Annotated in this window: 14 protein-coding genes; 10 read left to right on the forward strand and 4 right to left on the reverse strand. The window is 65.5% G+C overall.

Annotated elements, in window-relative coordinates:
• The first annotated feature begins 78 nt into the window (after positions 1–78).
• Entirely contained in the window at positions 79–1245 is a 1167-nt protein-coding gene (gene ftsZ / locus D779_RS08240) for a cell division protein FtsZ (RefSeq protein ID WP_043752370.1), read from the forward strand.
• A 239-nt stretch (positions 1246–1484) separates the two neighbouring features.
• Positions 1485–2396, forward strand: a complete 912-nt coding sequence (gene lpxC / locus D779_RS08245) for a UDP-3-O-acyl-N-acetylglucosamine deacetylase (RefSeq protein WP_043752373.1) — start codon at positions 1485–1487, stop codon at positions 2394–2396.
• On the opposite strand, the gene D779_RS08250 is transcribed toward lpxC, so the two are convergent.
• Complete coding sequence (locus D779_RS08250) at positions 2393–2857, reverse strand: DciA family protein (protein ID WP_157726355.1); 465 nt, start codon at positions 2855–2857, stop codon at positions 2393–2395. The genes lpxC and D779_RS08250 overlap by 4 nt on opposite strands.
• Before the next feature lie 147 nt (positions 2858–3004).
• Between D779_RS08250 and D779_RS08255 the strand changes: the two genes are divergently transcribed.
• From D779_RS08255 to D779_RS08270, 4 genes are all read left to right on the forward strand, one after another.
• The gene (locus tag D779_RS08255) at positions 3005–3973 is read left to right on the forward strand and encodes a M23 family metallopeptidase (RefSeq protein WP_043752378.1); all 969 of its coding nucleotides are present in this window, start codon (positions 3005–3007) and stop codon (positions 3971–3973) included.
• A gap of 120 nt (positions 3974–4093) precedes the next feature.
• The gene (gene secA, locus D779_RS08260) at positions 4094–6922 is read left to right on the forward strand and encodes a preprotein translocase subunit SecA (RefSeq protein ID WP_043752382.1); all 2829 of its coding nucleotides are present in this window, start codon (positions 4094–4096) and stop codon (positions 6920–6922) included.
• A gap of 10 nt (positions 6923–6932) precedes the next feature.
• Positions 6933–8144, forward strand: coding sequence for a bifunctional glutamate N-acetyltransferase/amino-acid acetyltransferase ArgJ (gene argJ, locus D779_RS08265; protein WP_043752384.1), 1212 nt, complete (start codon positions 6933–6935; stop codon positions 8142–8144).
• On the forward strand, positions 8113–9096 hold the full coding sequence (locus tag D779_RS08270) for a Nudix family hydrolase (protein ID WP_052347962.1): 984 nt from the start codon (positions 8113–8115) through the stop codon (positions 9094–9096). The genes argJ and D779_RS08270 overlap by 32 nt, the downstream gene beginning before the upstream one ends.
• On the opposite strand, the gene yacG is transcribed toward D779_RS08270, so the two are convergent.
• The 3 genes from yacG to D779_RS08285 all read right to left on the reverse strand — a co-directional run bounded on the left by yacG (position 9079) and on the right by D779_RS08285 (position 12237).
• Positions 9079–9279, reverse strand: a complete 201-nt coding sequence (gene yacG, locus D779_RS08275; RefSeq protein ID WP_043752392.1) for a DNA gyrase inhibitor YacG — start codon at positions 9277–9279, stop codon at positions 9079–9081. The genes D779_RS08270 and yacG overlap by 18 nt on opposite strands.
• A 14-nt stretch (positions 9280–9293) precedes the next feature.
• A complete protein-coding gene (zapD, locus tag D779_RS08280; protein ID WP_043752396.1) occupies positions 9294–10061 on the reverse strand; it encodes a cell division protein ZapD in 768 nt (255 codons plus the stop codon).
• 199 nt (positions 10062–10260) lie between these two features.
• On the reverse strand, positions 10261–12237 hold the full coding sequence (locus D779_RS08285) for an LOG family protein (protein ID WP_043752398.1): 1977 nt from the start codon (positions 12235–12237) through the stop codon (positions 10261–10263).
• Between the two features lie 302 nt (positions 12238–12539).
• On the opposite strand from D779_RS08285, the gene D779_RS08290 reads away from it, so the two are divergent.
• From D779_RS08290 to glcE, 4 genes are all read left to right on the forward strand, one after another.
• Positions 12540–13289, forward strand: coding sequence for a YebC/PmpR family DNA-binding transcriptional regulator (locus D779_RS08290; protein WP_043752401.1), 750 nt, complete (start codon positions 12540–12542; stop codon positions 13287–13289).
• 39 nt (positions 13290–13328) lie between these two features.
• The gene (ruvC, locus tag D779_RS08295) at positions 13329–13877 is read left to right on the forward strand and encodes a crossover junction endodeoxyribonuclease RuvC (RefSeq protein WP_052347963.1); all 549 of its coding nucleotides are present in this window, start codon (positions 13329–13331) and stop codon (positions 13875–13877) included.
• A 4-nt stretch (positions 13878–13881) separates the two neighbouring features.
• The gene (ruvA, locus tag D779_RS08300; protein ID WP_043752403.1) at positions 13882–14490 is read left to right on the forward strand and encodes a Holliday junction branch migration protein RuvA; all 609 of its coding nucleotides are present in this window, start codon (positions 13882–13884) and stop codon (positions 14488–14490) included.
• A gap of 195 nt (positions 14491–14685) precedes the next feature.
• Entirely contained in the window at positions 14686–15771 is a 1086-nt protein-coding gene (gene glcE, locus D779_RS08305; protein ID WP_081763406.1) for a glycolate oxidase subunit GlcE, read from the forward strand.
• The last annotated feature ends 8 nt before the right edge of the window (positions 15772–15779 follow it).

Genomic DNA, 15779 nt, shown 5'->3' on the forward strand with positions numbered 1-15779 from the left:
GGGGGCGGTCGCGTGCTCTAGCATGCGGCTGATCGAGGTTTCAGTTGGCGTACGTCGTACGCCAGAGGAGAGAAATCAATGTTCGAACTGATGGATACCCATAGCCAGAATGCCGTCATCAAGGTCATCGGCGTCGGTGGGGGCGGCAGCAACGCAGTCAATCACATGGTGGCGTCGACCATCGAGGGCGTGGATTTCATCTGCGCCAACACCGATGCCCAGGCGCTCAAGAGTTCCAACGTCAAGACCATCCTGCAGTTGGGCGCCAGCATCACCAAGGGGCTCGGCGCCGGGGCCGATCCCGATGTGGGTCGCCATGCCGCGATGGAGGATCGGGACCGGATCCAGGAGGCCCTCGAGGGTTCCGATATGGTGTTCATCACCGCCGGTATGGGCGGTGGAACCGGTACCGGCGCGGCACCCGTGGTCGCTCAGGTCGCCAAGGAGTTGGGCGTTCTGACCGTCGCGGTCGTCACCAAGCCCTTCCCGTTCGAGGGCGCCAAGCGTCGCCGGGTCGCGGAGGAGGGTATTTCCGAACTCGCCCAGCATGTCGACTCTCTCATCACCATCCCGAATGAGAAACTGCTTGCGGTTCTGGGCAAGGACATGAGCCTGCTCGACGCCTTCAAGGCGGCCAACGACGTGCTGCTCAACGCGACTCAGGGCATCGCCGAACTCATCACCTGCCGCGGTCTGATCAACGTCGACTTCGCCGACGTCAAGACCGTCATGTCCAACATGGGCGTGGCCATGATGGGAACCGGTTCGGCGATCGGCGAGAACCGCGCGCGCGAGGCGGCCGAGGCGGCGATCAAGAGTCCGCTGCTCGAGGATATCGATCTCGCGGGCGCCAAGGGCATCCTGGTCAATATCACCGCCGGCATGAGCCTGACGATCGGCGAGTTCGACGAGGTCGGCAACACGGTGCGCGATTTTGCCGACGACGATGCGACGGTCGTGGTCGGAACCGTCGTGGATCCAGAGCTGGAAGAAGAGTTGCGCGTCACCGTCGTGGCCACCGGCTTGGGCGAGCGTCGCGTCTCCGTCAAGCGTCCAATCGCGGCCGAGCCGGCGATGCGGCTCGTTTCGGAGGGCAGCGACAGTGCGCCGGACTATCGTGAGATGGATCGCCGTCCTGCGGTCTATCGCAAGGGTGGTGCGGTCGCGCCCAGCTCGGAGAACAGCGAAGACAACGACCTCGATTATCTGGACATTCCGGCCTTTCTGCGTCGGCAGGCGGATTGATCCGGAATTTCCCTCTATCGAAAAATCTTTCTAAAACAAAGACTTTTCGCTCGATTCAAGGTTGTGCTTGAAAATATTTCGGGAAAACCCTAAGCTAGCGTTGCGCCCTCAGCGGATGCTGGGCGCGCAACGACTTGGCGCAAGGAAAACGACCATGGTTCCGGTAAAGGCATGCCGGATCGCGTGCGGTAGTCGTTCAGCCGGCAGCCGCCGTGGACAGCGATGGGAGATCCCGACCGATGCTCAAACAACGCACCTTGAAGACGACGATCCGGGCCACCGGGGTCGGTTTGCACACGGGTGAAAAAGTCGAATTGACCCTGCGTCCGGCTGCGCCCGATACGGGCATCGTGTTTCGGCGGATCGACATGGCGGAACCGATCGAGATCAAGGCGACGCCTTTTAACGTCGGCGACACCCGTTTGTCAACGACCCTGATCCAGGATGGGGTGAAGATCTCGACGGTCGAGCATCTGCTCGCTGCGTTCGCGGGTCTCGGTATCGACAACGCCTACGTGGATGTGGGTGCGCCGGAGGTGCCCATCATGGATGGCAGCGCTGCGCCCTTCGTCTTTCTGGTGCAGTCCGCGGGCGTCGAGGAGCAGGGTCGCGCCAAGCGCTTCATTCGCATCAAGCGCCTCATCGAGGTGCGTGACGGCGACAAATACGCGCGTTTCACGCCCTATCATGGCTTCAAGGTCGAGTTCTCGATCGATTTCGATCATCCGGCCTTCAATGCCAGAGCCAACCGTGCGACGGTGGATTTCTCGACCTCGTCCTTCGTCCGCGAGGTCAGCCGGGCTCGGACGTTCGGTTTCCTCAAGGAGATCGAGACGCTGCGGCAGCATAATCTGGCGCTGGGCGGGAGTCTGGACAACGCGGTCGTGGTCGACGAGTATCGGGTGCTGAACGAGGAAGGCCTTCGCTATGAAGACGAATTCGTCAAGCACAAGATCCTGGATGCGATCGGCGATCTCTATCTGCTCGGCCATACCCTGATCGGCGCCTTCACGGCCCATAAGTCCGGGCATGCCTTGAATAATCTGCTGCTGCGCGAACTCGCGGCAGACCCCATGGCCTGGGAAGAGGTCGTGTTCGAGGATTCGTCCGCCGCTCCGATCTGCTATGCGCAGCCGGTGCCTGTCGTTTAGACTTCGTCCGTTGCGGTATGCTCGACATGCCGAAGCGCGAAGCGTCTGAAGGTCTCTCGCAGGCTCGGGTCGCTCATATGCTCGGCGGCTTCGAGCAGATGCCGTGCGGCTCCGGATGTCAGTCCGCGTGTCCGATCGGAGTCTCCCCGGCCTTCGGGCGTGCTGCCCCGGCCGACCCGGATGCGGGTTCGAATCCTCGCGATCCGCGGGGAATTCAGCGATTCGACGATGTCTGCGGCCAGGAAGCGCACGCGCGTTGCCCAGACCGCGGAGTCGAGGAAGAGCGTCAGGCAGTCCTCGACGAGGCTCGCATCCAGGCAATGTTCTCTTAGAGGTGGCGGCAGTCGGGCTCGCACCTCTTCCAACAATTCGATCTCGCGTCGACGTTGTGCGACCAATGTGCGGAAGGTCGCGTGTTTGTTCAGCAGATCCTGAACGTGCGCAAGCCGTGTGGCAGGCATCTTCATCATATCCCTTCGGGGGCGTCGTTCCGGGCCGGTCTCGGCCGTGTCCGGTACTGATTCTCGGCGGTCCCTGCCGCCTGCATGCTGCTTCTCGATCTCAGTCGATGGGTCTGCTGGATCACATGAAATCGCAGAGAAATAACCATGTTCCACCTCGATCGAAGACAAGCTGCTCGTGGACAGGCCCTCGTCATCTTCCTGGCCGTGGTGTCCTTCAGCCTGGCCGGGGCCGGGCTCGGCTTCTGGCTCGGAAAATACTCTGGTCAGGTCTCCTTCGCCAGTGGGTCATTCCCCCCCTTCGGATCGGTCTCCGAAGCCGCGTTGCTTTCCAATCCTTTCTCCGATCTCCAGCCATTACCCGCTCCCGCTCCCCATTCCGCCCGGGATGCCGGCGAGGTCGACCTGATGGCGGCCCGTCTCGGTGAAATGCAGGCCGAGCTGATGAGACTCAATGCCCTGGGCGAGCGACTGGTTCGGATGTCCGATCTGGATCCGGCCGAGTTCGATTTCGAGAATCCTCCGCCTCGAGGCGGGGCCGAGGTCGGACCCGTGCGGGACTACACCATCAAGGAGCTGGCCAGCGAGCTCAGCGGTATGGTCGACATGATCCAGGATCGCCGTCGCAAGCTCGAGGTGCTCGAAAACCTGATCCTCGACAAGCATCTCTCCGCCAAGGCGCTGCCGTCCGGATGGCCTGTGCATTCCGGCTATATCAGCTCGCGCTACGGCTACCGTATCCATCCCATCCGCAAGACCCGGATCTTCCACGAAGGAATCGATCTCGCCAGTCCGCGCGGCGAGCCGATCGTGGCCGTGGCCGACGGCATCGTGACCTTCAGCGGACGCAAGAACGGATACGGGCGTATCGTCGAGATCCGCCATTTGGACGGTATGGTGACCCGTTATGCCCATAATTCCCGCAACCTCGTGAAGGTGGGGCAGCTGGTGCGCCAGGGCGAGAAGATCGCGACCGTCGGTTCTTCCGGGGCCGCGACCGGGCCCCATGTGCATTTCGAGGTGCTCAAGGACGGCAAGACCCTGGATCCCATGCCCTACCTGGAGTCCGGGCCGCGCCGGCTCGTCGCAGGCAACTCCGCCGATCTGTCCGGCTGACCGCGCGATCTGCCGGATCGATCCCCTTCCGTGTGAGCCGCCGGTGTCAATGCCTACCGACGCCGACGCTCGAAATCCGGTATCATCCGCCGATTTCTTCGACAGGCCCAAGCTCATCTGATGGTTACTCATCTATTTAGAAAGATCTTCGGCAGCCGTAACGACCGGCTGGTCAAGTCGCTGATGAAAACGGTGGCTCAGATCAATGCGCTCGAGCCGACGCTGGCATCGCTGTCGGATCAGGCGCTCGCGGCGAAGACGAACGAGTTCCGCGAACGGCTGGCGGCCGGCGCCGAATTGGATACGCTCCTGCCCGAGGCCTTCGGCGTGGTCCGCGAGGCGGGCAAGCGTGTCTTGGGGATGCGTCACTTCGACGTCCAGATGGTCGGCGGCATGGTGCTCAACAGCGGCCGCATCGCCGAGATGCGCACCGGCGAGGGCAAGACCCTGGTCGCGACGCTCGCCGCCTATCTCAACGCGCTGCCGGCCAAGGGCGTGCACGTCATCACCGTCAACGACTATCTGGCGCGCCGCGACGCGGCCTGGATGGGGCGGCTCTATCATGCGCTCGGTCTGTCCGTCGGGGTCATCAACTCCTCCGGCGGCATGGGGCCGGACATGGCTTCCTACGTCTTCGACCCGGATTTCGAGCCGGACGGTGATCAGGGGTATCGGCATCTGCGCCCGGCGACCCGCCGCGAGACCTATGCCGCCGACATCACCTACGGCACCAACAACGAGTACGGCTTCGACTATCTGCGCGACAACATGGCCTTCACGCCGCAGCAGCGGGTCCAGCGCGACCCCTTCTATGCGATCGTGGACGAGGTCGACTCCATCCTGATCGACGAGGCCCGGACCCCGCTCATCATCTCGGGGCCTTCCGAGGGCAACACGGATCTCTACAAACAGATCGACGGCCTGATCCCCAGGCTCACCCGCCAGGATCCCATCACCAACGAAGAGGGCCAGCCCGACTTCGGTCCGGGCGACTACTCGATCGACGAGAAGATCCGTCAGGCCTTCCTCAGCGAGGAGGGGCACGAGAAGGTCGAGCGGATGCTGGTCGAGATCGGTCTGCTCGAGGAGGGTGCGAGCCTCTACGATCCGGGCAACATCGTGCTGATGCATCATGTCTATGCCGCGCTGCGCGCCCACGCCCTCTACCAGAGGAACGTGGAGTACATCGTGCGCGACGGCCAGGTCGTCATCGTCGACGAATTCACCGGCCGCACCATGCCCGGGCGGCGCTGGTCGGAGGGTCTGCATCAGGCGATCGAGGCCAAGGAGGGGGTCTCCATCCAGGCCGAGAACCAGACGATGGCCTCGATCACCTTCCAGAACCTCTTCCGGCTCTATCCCAAGCTCTCGGGCATGACGGGCACGGCGGACACAGAGGCCTACGAGTTCCAGCAGATCTACGGGCTGGAGGTGGTCGTGATCCCGACCAACCAGCCGATGGTTCGCGACGATCGCGGCGATCTGGTCTATCTCACCCAGGACGAGAAGTACCAGGCCATCATCGACGACATCCAGGATTGCGTGAAGCGCGGCCAGCCTGTTCTGGTGGGTACCGCCTCGATCGACGCCTCCGAGCTGGTTTCGGGTCTGCTGAACAAGGAAGGCATCCCTCACGAGGTGCTGAACGCCAAGCAGCACGAGCGCGAGGCCGGGATCATCGCCCAGGCCGGCAAGCCGGGGGCGGTCACCATCGCCACCAACATGGCGGGCCGCGGAACCGATATCGTGCTCGGCGGCAACCTGGACTCCGAGCTGGACGAGGCCGGTCCGGATGCCGATCGCGACGCCATCCGCGCGGCCTGGAAGGAGCGTCACCAGGCGGTCCTGACGGCGGGCGGTCTGCACGTGGTGGGCACCGAGCGTCACGAGTCGCGGCGTATCGACAACCAGCTGCGCGGCCGTTCGGGCCGTCAGGGCGATCCGGGCTCCTCGCGCTTCTATCTCTCGCTCGAGGACAACCTGATGCGCATCTTCGCCTCCGACCGGGTCGGGCGCATGATGCAGCGTCTCGGCATGCAGAAGGGCGAGGCGATCGAGCATCCCTGGGTGACCAAGGCGATCGAGAACGCCCAGCGCAAGGTCGAGGGGCGCAACTTCGACATCCGCAAGCAGTTGCTCGAATACGACGATGTCGCCAACGACCAGCGCAAGGTCATCTATCGTCAGCGTCGCGACCTCATGGACGCGCTGGACGTCTCCGAGACCGTGGAGGCGATGCGCGCCGATACCCTCAAGGGTCTGATCGACGGCTACATCCCGCCCGAGAGCCTGGAGGAACAATGGGACCTGCCGGGCCTCGGCGAGGCCCTGACGCATCATTTCGGCGGCGACTGGCCGATTCAGCGCTGGCTGGACGAGGATCACGACCTGCACGAGGAGACCCTGCGGGCCAAGATCCGGGACGTGCTGATGGAGCGTTACCGCGCCAAGGAAGAGATGATCGGCACCCCGAACCTGCGCCAGCTCGAAAAGACCGTGATGCTCCATACCCTGGATACCCATTGGAAGGACCATCTGGCCGCCATGGACTATCTGCGCCAGGGCATCCATCTGCGCGGATACGCCCAGAAGAATCCCAAGCAGGAGTACAAGCGCGAGGCCTTCGAGATGTTCTCGGCCATGCTCGACGGCATCAAGCAGGACGTGGTCACCACATTGGCCAAGCTCGAGGTCCAGGTGCAGGGCGCGCCCGAGCTCGATGCCTACGAGTCCGCTGCGGAGCGGAATCGGTTCGAGTTCAAGCACGAGACCTTCAAAGGTCTCGGGGCCCAGGAGCCCGAGTCCGGCGAGGCCCCCGAATCCTCCGAGGAGGGTTTCGATCCGCAGCATCAGCCGTTCGTGCGCGACGGCCGCAAGATCGGGCGCAACGAGCCATGCCCCTGCGGCTCGGGCAAGAAGTACAAGCAATGTCACGGCAAGCTGAGCTGAGCGGGCGTCCATGAGCGATTCCGATCTGCCCTTCGAGCCTGTCGCCGGCGTGCGTCTCGCCGCCGGCGCGGCTGGTATCCGCTATCAGGGACGCGACGACCTGGTCGTCCTGGCCCTGGATCCGGGCACGACCTGCGCCGCGGTCTTCACCCGCAACGCCTTCTGCGCCGCGCCCGTGACCCTGGCGCGGCGGCATCTGCAGGCTGTACAGCCGAGTTACCTGCTGATCAACTCGGGCAACGCCAATGCCGGAACCGGCAAGCGCGGTCTGGAGGATGCGCACGCCTCCTGTCAGGCGCTGGCCGATCTGGCCGGCTGTGGGGCCGAGTCCGTGCTGCCCTTCTCGACTGGTGTCATCGGCGAGCATCTGCCGGTGGACCGGATCGCCTCGGCCCTGCCCGCCGTGCTCCAGTCGCTCGACGCGGATGCCTGGCCCCGTGCGGCTCGGGCCATCATGACGACCGACACCCGTCCCAAGCTCCGCTCGGTCCGTTTCGACCTGAACGGGCGCACGGCGACGGTCACCGGCATCGCCAAGGGTTCCGGCATGATCTGCCCGAACATGGCGACCATGCTCGCCTTCCTGGCGACCGATGCCGTCGTCGACCCCGAGGTGCTTCAGACCTGTCTGCGCTCCGCCGCCGACCGTTCCTTCAACGCCGTCAGCGTCGACGGCGACACCTCGACCAACGACGCCTGCGTCCTGGCCGCGACCGGCGCGCTCGGCAATGCGCCGATCGAGGATCCCCATGGGGCCGACTATGCCGCCCTGCTGGCGGCGGTCGAGGCGGTCTGCGTCGATCTGGCGACCGAGATCGTCCGCGACGGCGAGGGCGCGACCAAGCTGGTGCGGATCCGGGTCGAGGAGGCCCTCGACCGTGACGAGGCGCGCCAGGTGGCCTATACCATCGCCCATTCGCCCCTGGTCAAGACCGCGCTCTTCGCCTCGGATCCCAACTGGGGCCGCATCCTGGCCGCGGTAGGGCGCGCCGGGGTCGCGGATCTGGACATCGATCGGATCCGCATCCATCTCGGCGATGTTCTGATCGTCGAGGAGGGCGGGCGCGCCGCCTCCTATACCGAGGAGGCCGGTGCCGCCGTCATGGCCGGGTCCGAGATCGACATCCGCGTCTCGCTCGGTCGCGGGTCCGTGGATGCGCAGATCCTCACCTGCGACTTCTCCTACGACTATGTCCGCATCAACGCCGAGTACCGCAGCTGAGGTCAGGTTCATCCATGTGATGGCCGGGGCCATCGCCGACGCCGATGGCCGGATCCTGCTGACGAAACGCCCGGATCACGTCCATCAGGGCGGCCTCTGGGAGTTTCCGGGCGGCAAGCTGGAGCCCGGCGAGTCGCCCGAACAGGGGCTGGCGCGCGAACTGGAGGAGGAGCTGGGTATCCGGATCCGGGGCAGCCGTCCGCTGATCCGGGTGCGTCACGACTATGGCGATCGGCGCATCCTGCTCGACGTGCATCGGGTCGAGGACTACGCGGGCGAGCCGCACGGTCGCGAGGGTCAGCCGCTGCGCTGGCTCGCTCCGGAGGCCATGGATCCGGCCGATTTCCCGGCGGCGGATCGTCCCATCATCCATGCGCTGCGTCTGCCGTCGCTGTTTCTGATCACGGGCGAGGATCCTGCGGATGCCGATGCCTTTCTGGCGTGTCTGGATCGGGCCGTCGCGCGCGGCATCCGCCTGGTTCAGCTGAGGGCCCCGAGCCTGGATGGCGATTCCTATGCCGATCTGGTGCTCCGTGCCTATGCGCTTTGCGAGTCGCGCGGCGCCCTGCTGCTGCTCAATCGCGATCCGGACGAGGTCGAGGGGCTGCCCCGTCACGGCCTGCATCTGTCCGCGCGACGCCTGATGGAATCTCATGCGCGACCTGGGGGGCCAGGCGAGTGGGTCGGCGCCTCCTGTCACGATGCCGCTCAGCTGGCACGGGCTGCCGATCTCAATCTCGACTATGCGCTGCTGTCGCCTGTGCTTCCCACCTTGACGCACCCTGGGGCCGAACCCTTGGGCTGGGAGCGATTCGCCGAACTCGTGGATCCGGCCCCCTTGCCGGTCTATGCCCTGGGCGGTCTCGGGCCGGAACATCTCGATCAGGCCATCGCGCGAGGGGCTCAGGGCATCGCGGCCATCCGCGGCCTCTGGTCAATGCGGGGTCGATAGATCGTCCGAGGGCGGCGGATCCTCGCTCGGGGCATCCGTGGGATCCGCGATGCGGTGGCTCTCGTTGAGCCATTCGCCCAAGTCGATCAGCCGGCAGCGCTCGCTGCAGAATGGGCGCCACTGGGACTGCTCGCTCCATTCCACCGGTTTGCCGCAGTTGGGGCAGGAAACCTCTTTCGCCATGGTCTCGGGGTCGCTCAGAAGGCGCAGCAGGTGAGCCTGAAGTCCACGTCCTGGTTGTGTTGAGAGGCGCGTCCGCGCGGCTCGGCATTCATGAAACGGATGCTGAAGCGGTTCTTGTGGCCGCTGATCTCGGGGAAGATATCCGCCTCCGCGTCGAGAGCCACCCGTAGCAGCTGGGCCGGTAGCTGGGGATCGAGCGCCTCCTGGAAGAATCCGCCTTCGGCCAGCACCTTCCGCCGCGATCCGCTTGAGCGGACGAGCATCAGGATCAGCCGGATGCCCTCCATCGCCGGCTGAAGATCATGGAGCCAGTGGTCGAGCCGATCCTGGTGGACCTCGCTCGACTGGGTGAGCCAATGGTGGAAATGCGGCAGGTCGAAGCTGCAGGTGGCGCCCGGGATGCTGCTGCGCTGGGCGATTCCCTTGAGGAATTCGTCCTCGCGCGCCGTGTGTCCGATGGGGCCGGGGATGTTTTGGATGCCTTCGAGCGCGCGGCGCATGTCGCCCAGCAGCTGTTCGAGCGCCTCGGGATCGACGCCGCGCTGATTGGTCATGCGGCCGAGCGTGACCTGATGGCGGTCGAGCTCCTTGATGATGTCGTTCTTGACGTCCGCGCGCGCCGTGATGGCGATGATGTCCAGCAATGCGGCGATCGCGGCACGCGTCGTGCGCCGGTCATCCTCGACCATGAAATGATCGAGCTGTCCGAATTGGTGCTCGAGCCTGAGAAAGGTTCGGATGCGCTCGTTGAGTGGATGTTCGTATGTGGTCAATGTGGACACGGCTGTTTCTCGAAACTGTCGAGACGTGCATCCTGGGACGCATCCCGCACGGCGATCAAGTGTCTAGGGTAGGGTATCTGGAATGTGCACACTAGACTTCGGGTGAATTGTCCTGGTTTCGATGGGGAATGTCACCTATCCCCGATGATCCTGTCGGCGAAGATGGCGACCGGCTTCGCGCGAGGCCGGGCTAGGGCGCTCATCCAAGACGCAGCCTCTGCTTGTAGAAATCGGGTACGGCATCCGGGTCGCTGGTCATGAGGACCTGATCGATCAGCCAGGGCGGCACGCGACCCTGTCTGGCCATTTCGGCGAGCTGCTCGCGCAGCCCCTGCCAATAGAAACCGTTCCCCGATCCGTCGAAGAAGACGAGCGGGCTGCGTTCGATGACGCCCAGCTTCATGTCGGTCAGGGTGAGACCGATCTCCTCCAGCGTGCCGACGCCGCCGATCAGGAAGAGATGGAAGCTGGCGATCTCGAACCAGCGCTGCCGGGACTGGCGGCTGCGTGCCTGGAAGGTCTGGTAGAACTCGGCGCTCTGGTTGGGCTCCTGGTCGATGGTTTCGATGAAGCTGGAGCCGGCCATGAGCCCCATGTGCTGGGCGATGTCCGTTACCTGCTGCATGGCGCCGGGTCCGCCGCCGGTCAGGATGCCGATGTCGCTGCCGAAGAGACCGCGCAGATTCTCCAGCAGCCGTTCGGTCTGGCGGACGGCGCGATCGTTGAGCGGTCGGGTGGAGCCGTAGATGGCGAAGATGAGGCTCGAGCTGAAGCGGTCGACCTTGTCCGAGGTGGTGAAATAGCCCCGCAGTCCGCGGAAGACGTGGCGGACCACGTGTCCGCGCATCTCGTTGCACCAGAAGACCTCCAGCCCCAACCCCTCGTAGTCGGCGAGCCGGCCGTGGTCGCGCGACGAGAGGAAGGGGCCGTGCTCGAAGGAGGCGCGGCGGAAGACGATACGGGCGACCCGCTGACGCAGTGCTGCGGCGCAGATCTCGGTGTGCTCGATCAGGTTGGGGAAATATCCCAGCAGCAGCGTCGCGCGCGCCCCGTCCGCGAGTTCGCCGAGGATCTTGGTACCGCACTCGACCGGGATGTCGAGATGCAGCCCCTCGGCGACCAGCCCGGCGGCGAGGTCCGTTCCGATCCTGGGGTCGCGCGGCGTCTGCGGGTGGGTCCAGAGCTGCTCGGGCGGGGCGCCGGTCAGCAAGGGGAGCGGATCCAGCGTCGCCGCCATCATGCGGTGCGAGTAACGGCCGCCGACGGGGGATGCCTCCAGCCGGTCGAAGACCCGGATCAATGCCTGGCAGGCATCGGGGCCGCTGCCTTCGCGCGGTGCCGGCTCGGCGAGGTCGTGGCCGTGCCAGTAGCGGGGTGGCGGATCCAGGCGGATCGCCTCGTGCACCGAGGCGGCGATGCTGGGGTTGATGATGAGCTGCTCGGTACGGTTGATGAATTCCAGATAGACGTTGGTTCCCCGGGTCGTGATCGGGTCCAGGACGGTGGCCTGGAGATGGAAGCCCAGCGATTCGTCGAGATTGCGCAGTACCACGTAGTGGCTGTGCAGGAACATGGAGCAGGCGGTGACCAGTCCGTCCCTCGGCTGCAGCTCGATGTGGTCGACCTCCTCGCGGACCTGCAGCCGGTTGAGCAGATCCTTGCCGTCGGCATGGGTGGCGATGGCGGTGATCTCTTCCGTGGTCAGGGGCTTCTGGAAGCGGAAGATCTGGCGCTGCGGTCTCAGGATCAGATAGCCGTTGCCGTCGAGCGAGAAGCCCTCGGGGACCTGCAGCCGGTTGTCGCGGATGAGCCGATGGATGTCCGCCGAGTCGAGCCGGTTGTCGGTCGGGCAGAAGACCAGCCGGCCGACGCGCAGTCCGGGAACGATGATGCGTTCGAGGTGTGCGCCGATGCCGTAGGAGACGATGGCGGGGACGACCTTCAGCCGGATGTCGCAATACCGACCGTCGAGATCCGGTTCGCCCAGGGGCAGGATGTTGATGCCGAGCCGGGCGAGTCGACTGCGGGCGGCGAAGACGAGATCCGGCTCGCGTCCGCCGATGGCGCGCCGGAAATCCGGTGAGAGCGCGAAACGCGCGATGACGACGAAACCGCCGTCCTCGCGGCCTTCGATGCGGGTGATCCAGCCGTCTCCGGTTTCAGGGGTGGCATACATGATGGGGGCTCGGGATGCTGTCGGCGGGCGATCGACTCTGAATACGGGATCCCGAGGGTACCACAAGGGCGGTCTCTCGGATTCGGGTTCCAGGCGTCGCGGCAGAACCCTCGCTTGCGGCGCGAACCGGTTTCGCCTCGTGGTTCCCGGCGATGCTAAAATGACCGGCTAATCACTTGGCAGCGCAGGCTCATGGTCTCCGTGGCTCGTTTATCGGGCATTCGTCGGGGCCTCCTGGATGCGTGCCCGCGGCGTTCGGCGCGTCTCGCCGGACAGAGTCATATCTTGAGGAGAACGCACCCATGGCCGGTCACAGTAAATGGGCCAACATCAAGCATCGCAAGGCCGCGCAGGACAAGCAGCGCGGCAAGGTCTGGACCAAGCTGATCCGCGAGGTCACGGTCGCCGCGCGCGAGGGCGGCGGAGATCCGGGCGCCAACCCCAGGCTCCGACTCGCCATGGACAAGGCCTTCGGGGCCAACATGCCGCGCGACACGGTCGATCGCGCCATCAAGCGCGGCGCCGGCGGCATGGAGGGCGAGAACTACGAGGAGATCCGCTACGAGGGCTATGGTCCGGGCGGCGTCGCCATCATGGTCGACTGCATGAGCGACAACCGCAACCGTACCGCCTCCGAGGTCCGGCACGCCTTCACCAAGCGCGGCGGCAACCTGGGCACGGACGGCTCGGTCAGCTATCTCTTCACCAAACAGGGCGTCATCAGCTTCCAGCCCGGCACCGACGAGGACGCCGTGATGGAGGCCGCGCTCGAGGGCGGTGCCGAGGACGTGGTCGTCAACGACGACGGCTCGCTCGACGTTGTCACCTCGCCCGAGGACTTCGCCGCGGTCAAGGATGCCCTGACCCAGGCCGGATTCGACACCGAGGTGGCCGAGATCACCTACAACGCTTCGACCCAGGCCGAGCTCGATCAGGAGACGGCCGAGAAGCTGCTGAAGCTGGTCGAGATGCTGGAGGACCTGGACGACGTGCAGGACGTCTACCACAATGCCGACATCTCGGACGAGATCATGGCTGCGCTGGATGTCTGATTCGGAACGGGGAGCGCATCCGGGCCACCGGCCGCACGCATGCTGAACCGTCCTGCAGGGAGCGGCGAGCTGCGCCACCGCATCCTGGGAATCGACCCGGGATCGCGGACGACCGGGTTCGGCGTCATCGATACCGACGGTCATCGCAGCCTGCGGATCGCGAGCGGCTGCATCCGGGTGGGCGATCAGCCCTGGCCCGACCGGCTCGGCCTCATCTTCGACCGGGTGGCCGAGATCGTCGCCGAGCACCGTCCGCACGAGATGGCCGTCGAGCAGCTCATCTTCGCCCGCGACCCCACAGCGGCGCTCAAGATCGGCCAGGCGCGCGGCGCCGTGCTCTGCGCCGGGCTCAAGGGCGGGGTGAGCGTCCACGAATACAGTCCCAAGTCGGTCAAGCTGGCGGTGGTCGGGACCGGGGGGGCGGAGAAGTCCCAGGTTCAGCAGATGGTTCGCGTGCTGCTGGCATTGACCGAACTCCCGGCCGAGGACGAGGCGGACGCGCTCGCCATCGCCCTCTGTCATGCCCATTCCATGGGGATTCCCGCGCGCAAGCGCGCGGCGGCCTCTTGGCGCGATTGGAGACCCTGAAGCCATGATCGGTCGTCTGCGTGGTGAGATCGTCTTCAAGCAGCCGCCCTGGCTGCTGCTCGACGTCGGTGGGGTCGGTTACGAGATCGAGGCCCCCATGTCCACCTTCTACGAGCTTCCGGCCGTCGGCGAAACGGTGATCCTCATCACCCATCTGGCCGTCCGTGAGGACGCCCAGATCCTCTACGGTTTCATTCGCGAGCAGGAGCGCGCGCTCTTCCGTTCGCTGCTCAAGGTGAGCGGTGTCGGCGCACGCATGGCGCTGGCCATCCTCTCGGGCATGGACGCGGCGCGATTCAGAGCGTGCGTCGAGCAGGAGGACAGCACCGCGCTGACCCGGATTCCAGGGATCGGCAAGAAGACGGCGCAGCGTCTGATCATCGAGATGCGCGATCGGCTGGATGCCGTCGGCGGTGTCGCCGGTCTCGTCCCGGGGCCGGCCGCGTCCCAGGTCGGTGCCGAGGATCGGGCGTTCGCCGATGCCGTGAGCGCACTGGTCGCGCTCGGCTATCGTCCGCCCGACGCCAGCCGGATGGCCAAGGCCGTCGACGACGGCGCCAAGACCTCCGAGGAGATCATTCGGGCCGCATTGCGATCCGTGAGCGCATCCTGATCGGGGCGTTCGATCGGCGGATCCGAGCGATCCGTCGGCTCGCGTTCAGGCTGTGGATCCGGACTGGCGTCTTGTCCGGACGGACCGACATCCCCATTCTTGGACCACGGTGGATACATCGGTCGCGAGGCGCGTGCGCTGCTCGGCCCTTGGCATGCACATCCGAGAGCGCCGATCTCCGTTTCTGGGGGAATTGTGAGCAAGGATTCGACGACCCTGTTCCAAGAGCGTGTGAAGACCGCGATCGCCGAGGCATCGCCAGTGGCGATCCTCGGCAATGGAACCAAGTCCTTCTACGGGCGAATCGCCCAAGGCCAGCCGTTGCGCGTCTCCGAGCATGCGGGGATTCTCAACTACCAGCCCAAGGAACTGGTGCTGACCGCGCGTGCCGGGACGACCCTCGACGAGATCGAGGATGCGCTCGCCCGGCAGGGGCAGTCGCTCGCCTTCGAGCCGCCGCATTTCCGTCCTTCGGGAGATGCGCCCGATGCCACTCTGGGTGGAACCCTGGCCTGCGGACTCGCCGGACCGGCTCGACCCTATGCCGGGGCGGCACGCGATCTGGTCTTGGGTGTGCGGATTCTGACCGGGCGAGCCGAGGTGCTGAGATTCGGCGGTGAGGTCATGAAGAACGTCGCCGGATACGACGTCTCGCGTCTCATGGCTGGCGCCATGGGGACGCTCGGGATCCTGCTCGACATCAGTCTCAAGGTGATGCCGCGCCCCGCGATCAGCGAGACTCGGATACTGAGTGCGGGGATCGAGCAGGCGCTGGACCTCATGATCGACTGGGCCGCCAAGCCCTGGCCCGTCACGGCGACCGCCTGGTACGCGGGGCGGCTCTGGGTGAGGCTCTCCGGCGGGCGTCAGGGTGTGAGCGAGGCGGCGCAGCGGATCGGCGGGGAGGTCATGGATCCGCATGAGGCCGAGACATTCTGGCGCGACCTGATCCGCGAGCAGGGTCATCGGTTCTTCAGCGGCGAGGGGCCGCTGTGGCGTCTGTCGCTGCCCGCAAACGTCCCGCACCTGGCGCTCGCGGGCGATCAGCTGATCGAGTGGAGCGGCTCTCAGCGCTGGCTGCGCGGTGACGCGGATGCCGAGCGGATCCGCGGCGCCGTCTCCGCCGTCGGCGGTCATGCCACGCTCTTTCGCGGGGGCGACCGGGCGGGCCATGTCTTCCATCCGCTGTCCGAGCCCCTGATGCGGCTGCATCTGCGTCTCAAGCAGTCCTTCGATCCCCACGGGATCCTCAATCCGGGCCGGCTCTACGCCGAGTTCTAGGGTCGCGC

The organism is Imhoffiella purpurea (assembly GCF_000585215.1).
GTDB lineage: Bacteria > Pseudomonadota > Gammaproteobacteria > Chromatiales > Chromatiaceae > Imhoffiella > Imhoffiella purpurea.

What these genes read in the sequence shown, in the direction of transcription:
- ftsZ (WP_043752370.1), top strand. Translation starts at nt 79, where the DNA reads ATGTTCGAACTGATGGATACCCATAGCCAGAATGCCGTCATCAAGGTC.
- lpxC (WP_043752373.1), top strand. Translation starts at nt 1,485, where the DNA reads ATGCTCAAACAACGCACCTTGAAGACGACGATCCGGGCCACCGGGGTC.
- D779_RS08250 (WP_157726355.1), bottom strand. Translation starts at nt 2,857, where the DNA reads ATGCCTGCCACACGGCTTGCGCACGTTCAGGATCTGCTGAACAAACAC.
- D779_RS08255 (WP_043752378.1), top strand. Translation starts at nt 3,005, where the DNA reads ATGTTCCACCTCGATCGAAGACAAGCTGCTCGTGGACAGGCCCTCGTC.
- secA (WP_043752382.1), top strand. Translation starts at nt 4,094, where the DNA reads ATGGTTACTCATCTATTTAGAAAGATCTTCGGCAGCCGTAACGACCGG.
- argJ (WP_043752384.1), top strand. Translation starts at nt 6,933, where the DNA reads ATGAGCGATTCCGATCTGCCCTTCGAGCCTGTCGCCGGCGTGCGTCTC.
- D779_RS08270 (WP_052347962.1), top strand. Translation starts at nt 8,113, where the DNA reads ATGTCCGCATCAACGCCGAGTACCGCAGCTGAGGTCAGGTTCATCCAT.
- yacG (WP_043752392.1), bottom strand. Translation starts at nt 9,279, where the DNA reads ATGGCGAAAGAGGTTTCCTGCCCCAACTGCGGCAAACCGGTGGAATGG.
- D779_RS08285 (WP_043752398.1), bottom strand. Translation starts at nt 12,237, where the DNA reads ATGTATGCCACCCCTGAAACCGGAGACGGCTGGATCACCCGCATCGAA.
- D779_RS08290 (WP_043752401.1), top strand. Translation starts at nt 12,540, where the DNA reads ATGGCCGGTCACAGTAAATGGGCCAACATCAAGCATCGCAAGGCCGCG.
- ruvC (WP_052347963.1), top strand. Translation starts at nt 13,329, where the DNA reads ATGCTGAACCGTCCTGCAGGGAGCGGCGAGCTGCGCCACCGCATCCTG.
- ruvA (WP_043752403.1), top strand. Translation starts at nt 13,882, where the DNA reads ATGATCGGTCGTCTGCGTGGTGAGATCGTCTTCAAGCAGCCGCCCTGG.